Source organism: Hungatella effluvii (genome assembly GCF_003201875.1).
GTDB lineage: Bacteria > Bacillota > Clostridia > Lachnospirales > Lachnospiraceae > Hungatella > Hungatella effluvii.
On sequence record NZ_QJKD01000038.1, the window covers coordinates 1 to 6,338 of the forward strand.

The 6,338-nt window shown below is 50.2% G+C and carries 6 protein-coding genes; all 6 read right to left on the minus strand.

The features are described from left to right. Window positions 1-199: 199 nt before the first annotated feature. The gene (locus tag DFR60_RS29985; RefSeq protein WP_432764136.1) at window positions 200-709 is read right to left on the minus strand and encodes a DNA-deoxyinosine glycosylase; all 510 of its coding nucleotides are present in this window, start codon (window positions 707-709) and stop codon (window positions 200-202) included. Then, on the minus strand, window positions 706-1,296 hold the full coding sequence (gene yedF / locus DFR60_RS29990; RefSeq protein ID WP_110326949.1) for a sulfurtransferase-like selenium metabolism protein YedF: 591 nt from the start codon (window positions 1,294-1,296) through the stop codon (window positions 706-708). Before yedF ends, DFR60_RS29985 begins: the two co-directional genes overlap by 4 nt. Before the next feature lie 114 nt (window positions 1,297-1,410). Next, a complete protein-coding gene (locus DFR60_RS29995) occupies window positions 1,411-1,755 on the minus strand; it encodes a DUF1292 domain-containing protein (protein WP_110326951.1) in 345 nt (114 codons plus the stop codon). Window positions 1,756-1,895: 140 nt separating this feature from the next. Next, on the minus strand, window positions 1,896-2,420 hold the full coding sequence (locus DFR60_RS30000; protein ID WP_110326953.1) for a cob(I)yrinic acid a,c-diamide adenosyltransferase: 525 nt from the start codon (window positions 2,418-2,420) through the stop codon (window positions 1,896-1,898). Window positions 2,421-2,708: 288 nt separating this feature from the next. Then, window positions 2,709-4,553, minus strand: coding sequence for an ATP-dependent helicase (locus DFR60_RS30005; protein ID WP_110326955.1), 1,845 nt, complete (start codon window positions 4,551-4,553; stop codon window positions 2,709-2,711). Window positions 4,554-4,678: 125 nt separating this feature from the next. Then, window positions 4,679-6,133, minus strand: coding sequence for a glutamate--tRNA ligase (gltX, locus tag DFR60_RS30010; protein ID WP_110326958.1), 1,455 nt, complete (start codon window positions 6,131-6,133; stop codon window positions 4,679-4,681). Window positions 6,134-6,338 lie beyond the last annotated feature (205 nt).

Consider the following 6,338-nt stretch of genomic DNA (forward strand, 5'->3'; position numbering starts at 1 on the left):
AGACTATACTTAAAAACAAAGCAACACCGCTGTGAAACCCTTATAGAATAGGGCTTCCAGCGGTGTTTGAATTTTTTTACTGTCAAAGACGGGATTATAAAACGAAAATACCGTTTTGTCAACAAAATGACTCGCATTAACCCTGCTTTTTTACTTATTTATGCAGGATTTTAGAGGAAAATTACATAAATTTTGCATTTTACAGGTATTTTAAAATCTGTGAATAGGCGGCCCTCAGTTCTTCGTAACTGGTCCGGCAGTTGGCGGGGCTGGTCGACGGAAGCCGTATGGAGGCAATCTCCGTCTGGGAAAAACAGTATCTATCATACAATTCAGCCGCTTTTGTGCCTGTCGTAAACACGGCTCTTATGTCTGCCTGGGAAAGGATCACGTTCATGTCGTTGGGCACCGGATTTTTAATGGAGCTGTCGTCCGCTCCGCAGATATCGCATCCTGCAAGGACGTCCCACACGGCGATCCGGCGGCGCAGCGCCAGACTCTTCTTCCCCTCAATCGTCCCAGGCGCCGGCTCCCCTAAAATATCCGCCAGAACCGGCCAGAAACGATTGCGCGGATGACCGTAGTAGAAGCCCTGTTCCCTGGATTTCGGAGACGGCATGGTACCCAGCATGAGAACTCTGGAGTGTTCATCGTATACCGGCTGGAAGGTATGAACAACCGTCTCCTCTCTGTTTTTCTTCTGCATCATGGACGGATCACGGAGCTGGCCCCGGACAGCTTCTCGGCGATATCGTACATGTTGGTGACATTTCCAACCGCCAGCTTCTCGGAAAGGCCGTAAAAGTTCAGGCATGTGCCGCAGGTAAGGATCTCGACTCCCTGCGCTTCCAGACTCCTTAAATCTTCCACAGACTGCGATCCCTCCGCCGACAGCTTTGCACCGCCGTTATAGAGCAGGACCGTATCGGGCAGCACGTCCAGCTGGGTCTGCGCATAGAGAAAGCCCTTCATCAGCTGCCTTCCCAGCTCATCATCCCCGCTTCCCATACAGTCGGAGGAAATCACCACGACCTGGCCCTTCCTCCTGGCATCCGGAATACAGGTTTCCGCTTTCCGTTCCGTGACATCGTAGCTCACCCGGAACTCTTCCTTTGAGAGCTTTTCCGATACCGGCTTCAGACCCAAATAGCCGCCCAGCTTCATTAAGTTCTGTACGGCAATCTCATTGTCCACCAAAACCTCGACGGTTCCCTCCGTCATCTCTTTCAGTACCTCTTTCGCCTTTATCACAGGCTGAGGGCAGGGAAGTCCCTTTGCATCAACGATTTTCTTCATAATTATCTCCTTTCCGGCCGTCTGGTGCAGCTTTGCATTAATTCAGTTAAAAATATCACATATAACGCCGCTAAAAAAGAAGAGCTATCATCCGAAGACAATAGCTCAGCCTCTTTATTCGTTTTCTTCTGTCTCGTCTTCGCCTACCAGCTCATCGTACTCCGCATCATCCAGTAATTCGTCAAATGCATCGGCTACGATCTCATATTCGTCATCATCTTCGATATTCTCCAGATTCGGCTGTCCATCCTCTGACTCGGAATAACGGTATAAGTAAACCTCTCCCTCTTCCGCCTCAGCACCTTCCATCGGAAGCAGAGCAATGTAATCGCGTTCGCCGGCCGTAAAAATGGTGAGAACCACACACTCAATTTCTGAACCATCGTCCAGAGTCAGTGTAACGGTCATTTCCTCCTGCTCTTCCATGTTCTCCTGGTCTAAATTCGGATCCTGTGCCATGTCGATACCTCTCTTTTTGTAATGTTCTTTTCTATTATTTTGACGACTATTTCGTCTCTTTTCACTCTATCAGACTATGGTATAAAAATCAAGGGATTTCTGTCTGATCCGTAATAAACTTGTAACAGGTTACCACATAATTAATATTCAATTCCCTCTCTTGCCTGAATCCCCTGATCGTAAGGATGCTTGATCTTTCGGATCTCCGACACGTAATCCGCCAGGGAAATCAGCTCTTCCGACGGCCCGCGCCCGGTCATCACGACCTCCAGGCCGGAGGGACGTCCGGTTATAAAATCTCTCACCGTCTCTTCCCGCACCAGACCATAATTCATGACTGCCATGATCTCGTCGAGAACCAGCAGATCGAAGGCGCCATCCACCGCTTTCCTAAGCGTCATATCCAGCAGCTCCGTGTAATACACCGCCGCCTCCTTCTTCTGTTCGTCCGTCATACGGAAGAAAAATCCGAAGCTCTTCTCACACGGTGTAACCGAAATTCCAGGTATTATCTCCAGCGCCGCCACCTCACCGGAATGGTCGGTCTTCAAAAACCGGGTAATCAGTACCTTTCTTCCGCATCCGGCCGCGCGGACCGCCAGTCCGACGGCGGCCGTCGTCTTTCCCTTTCCCTCGCCGCAATAGATGTGTACACACGAATCCATGTTATGCTCCTTTCCAATTACAGTTCATGGCCTCGCTGCCTGGTCTGTCCCGGCTGGTTTGCGCAGCATTTTCTGTGACTTTGCAGGGTATTAGCAATTCTTAACGCGCTGTTTTTTTCGTTCAGGGGAAATGCCCACCTGTCTGAGCGAAGCGAGTTTGGGCATTTCCCCTGGTTTTTAGAAAAATTCCGCACGTTTAGAAGTGCTTATGCCCGAAACCGGAACAGAAAATGCTGCGCAAACCAGCCGGGACAGACCAGGCAGTGGGGCCATGAACTGTACTCCTCTCTACTCTCGTCCCAGATACTCCTTTACAAACCGGGACACCTCCTGTTTCTTACTGTATCGCTCGCTCACGTAATTGACGTGGAGCCGCTCCTTCGCCCTCGTCATGGCAACGTAGAACATACGGCGTTCCTCTTCCATATCCGCGTCCAGAACCGCCTTGTGGTGCGGTGTAACGCCTTCGTTGGCATCAAGAATGTAAACGATCCGGTACTCCAGCCCCTTGGAGCTGTGCATCGTCATGAGGGAAACGCCCTCCGTCCGCTTTTCCCTGGATCGGGCCTGAAGCTTCAGTTCTCTGGCATACTCCTCCATATGGGCGAACCACGCCTCCACCGTCTGAAATCCCGCGGCGCTCTCCGCCAGCTGGTCCAGAACCTCGAACAGCTCCTCCGGCTTCATACGGCGGTACTCGGCGTACTCTCTGATGTAATCGTCATATCCCACCGCTTTGCGTATGTAATTCACCGCGGCGGCAGGCGCCAGCTGCCTCAAAAATTTCAGATCGTATTCCAGCTGTTCAATCCGCTCCACCATCCAGCCCTTGTCCTGATAAAAGGACTTGACCGCCTCCCAGCTCACCACCGGCAGTTCCAGAGCGTCCCGGCTGATGTACCGGTTCGGACGGTTGATTACCGAGAGAATGCAGGCGCGGCTTAAATCACCGGCAGCGGCATTTAAATAGGCGATGATATTTTTTGCGATCCAATGGTCGTAAAGATTCGGTACGGCATCCTTCATGCAGAAGGGGATATTGTATTCCATCAGTTTCTCGATCAGAAGACGCGGCCCCAGATTCGTCCGGTACAGGACTGCAATATCAGACCAGGCATATCCGGCTCCGGTGTAATCCGTGATCTCGTGGACGATCTCCAGCGTCTCCTCCTGCGGATCCTTCCAGACTCTCGTAACCACCGGCTTTCCCCTGCCCTGCTTCGTGATGATCTCCTTTGGAAAACGCGTTTTATTATGGGCAATCAGCTTACCCGCCGTGTCCACGATGTCCTTCGTACTGCGGAAATTGATATTTAAGAGGACCCGTTCGGCATCGGGATAGTCCTTCTCAAAACCCAGCATGATCTCCGGCTTCGCGCCGCGGAACCGGTAGATGGACTGATCGTCGTCTCCCACAATAAACAGGTTGTTCTCAGGCGCCGCCAGCATCCGAACGATCTCATACTGAACCCGGTTGATGTCCTGAAACTCATCTACCAGTATGTACTGATATTTCCTCTGCCATGCGCCAAGGATGTCCTTCCTCTCCTTAAACAGATCGTAGCACATGACCAGCATATCATCAAAATCGATTAAATTCGCTCTCCTCAGCCGTTCCTCATAGCCCGAATACAGCTTCTTGAATATCTCTTCCGAACAATTCTTCGCATAATAATGGTTCAAGTGGATCATTTCCCCTTTTACGGAGCTGATCTCTGACAAAATGGAGCTCACAAACTCCGTCTCATCCTCCACCTCAACATGGTTTGTCTCAATCAGTTCCCTGATATACTGCATCCGCTGTTCATCACGCACAATGTTGCGCGCATCATACCTGTATGCAAATTTTAAGATTCGGAAAAATATGGCATGAAATGTGCCGAAACTTACAGATGACGGTCCCCCGCCGCACAGACTCTCATATCGCTCTTTCATCTCCGTGGCCGCCGCCTTCGTAAAGGTGATGACCAGGATACTGGACGGATTCACTCTGCATTCCTCCGTCAAATACTTAATCCGGTGGGTTATGGTAAATGTCTTTCCCGAACCCGGACCGGCCAGCACCAGCATGGGACCCTTATCGTGAGTCACCGCCGCCTTCTGTGCGCCTTCAAATATTACTTCTGAACTCATCCGGATTTCCCTTCTCTCAGAGGGAATTAGAGCGCGTCTGAAACGTCTGATCAGACACGCTCAAAACCCTTATATCTTCTCTTTTACTATCTTGTCTTACTATCTTTTTATTTACGATTTTCTCTTTACTGGCGGCTTAGCAGCTCGATTCCCGTCTGAATCCTTGCAATGGATTCTTCTCTGCCAAGCACTTCCATAATCTCCGTAGCGCCTGCCGGTGTCATCTGCTTGCCGGAAACCGCCGTACGGATCGGCCACATAACAAAGCCGGTCTTATAGCCCTTTTCCGCCACATACGCTGACAGCGCCGCATATAAGGCGTCGTTGCTGAAGTCCTCCTGTGCTTCCAGGATCGGCAGAACTTCTGTGAGAACCGTCAATGCGGTCTCCTTATTCGTCTTCATCTTCTTATGGACGTACATCTCCGGATCGTATTCCGGAAGCGCCTCAAAGAAGTCGATATGGTCTGCAATGTCCGGGAAAATCTCGATTCTCGTCTTCACCATGGCGGCGATCTTCTTTAAATCGAGATCCTTCGTGATGACCATCCTGATATGAGGCTCCGCCATCTCAAAGAACCGGTCAAACTCCATGGCCTTCATATATTCGCCGTTCATCCATTTTAACTTCGTCATATCGAATACGGCCGGAGACTTGCTGATATTATGGTAATCGAATTCCTTTATTAACTCTGCCAGAGAGAAAATCTCACGGTTGTCCACCGGAGACCAGCCCAGCAGTGCCACATAGTTCACTACAGCCTCGGAGATGAAGCCCTGCTCGATCAGATCCTCGTAGGACGCATGTCCGCTCCTCTTGCTCAGCTTCTTATGCTCTTCGTTCGTAATCAGCGGGCAGTGCACGTATACCGGAACTTCCCAGCCGAAAGCGGCGTAGAGACGGTTGTATTTCGGCGAGGAGGAAAGGTATTCATTGCCGCGAACCACATGGGTGATTCCCATCAAATGGTCATCGACTACATTGGCAAAATTATACGTTGGGTATCCATCCGACTTGATCAGTACCATATCGTCCAGCTCGGAGTTGTCCACGGTGATGTCACCGTAAATCTCATCGTGGAACGTGGTAGTTCCCTCGGTTGGATTGTTCTGGCGGATGACGTAAGACATGCCGGCTGCCAGATTGGCCTCCACTTCTTCCCTGGATAAGGAGAGGCAATGCTTGTCGTAGGTCATGATCTCCTGGCCTTCCACCGTCTGCTTTAAAGAATCCAGACGCTCCTGCGTACAGAAACAGTAATACGCCTCGCCCTTTTCCACCAGCATCTTCGCATACTCCAGGTAAATACCGGAAGCCTGACGCTCGCTCTGAACGTAAGGGCCCACGCCGCCATCCTTGTCCGGGCCTTCGTCATGAACCAGTCCGGTCTCCTCAAGCGTTCTATAGATAATCTCGACAGCACCTTCCACATACCGTTCCTGGTCCGTATCTTCGATACGGAGAAGAAACTCTCCGCCTTCATGCTTTGCAATTAAAAATGCGTACAACGCGGTCCTTAAATTGCCGACATGCATGCGTCCCGTAGGGCTCGGTGCGTATCTCGTTCTTACTTTGCTCATTTTGGCACACTCCTAAATTATTATTTTACGCGTACCCTATTATATAACGAAGTACTGGAAAAAACAATCATTTCATCGAAATTTGGCAGGAAATCACCGGTTCCTGTTAACGGGAGTTTGACACCCCCAATCTAAAAAAACACCGCTAAGCCGCTACTGGCTTATATTTTTTTGTCAAATTTTATGTTTTTATATATAGGCTTTT

What these genes read in the sequence shown, in the direction of transcription:
- DFR60_RS29985 (WP_432764136.1), bottom strand. Translation starts at nt 709, where the DNA reads ATGATGCAGAAGAAAAACAGAGAGGAGACGGTTGTTCATACCTTCCAG.
- yedF (WP_110326949.1), bottom strand. Translation starts at nt 1,296, where the DNA reads ATGAAGAAAATCGTTGATGCAAAGGGACTTCCCTGCCCTCAGCCTGTG.
- DFR60_RS29995 (WP_110326951.1), bottom strand. Translation starts at nt 1,755, where the DNA reads ATGGCACAGGATCCGAATTTAGACCAGGAGAACATGGAAGAGCAGGAG.
- DFR60_RS30000 (WP_110326953.1), bottom strand. Translation starts at nt 2,420, where the DNA reads ATGGATTCGTGTGTACACATCTATTGCGGCGAGGGAAAGGGAAAGACG.
- DFR60_RS30005 (WP_110326955.1), bottom strand. Translation starts at nt 4,553, where the DNA reads ATGAGTTCAGAAGTAATATTTGAAGGCGCACAGAAGGCGGCGGTGACT.
- gltX (WP_110326958.1), bottom strand. Translation starts at nt 6,133, where the DNA reads ATGAGCAAAGTAAGAACGAGATACGCACCGAGCCCTACGGGACGCATG.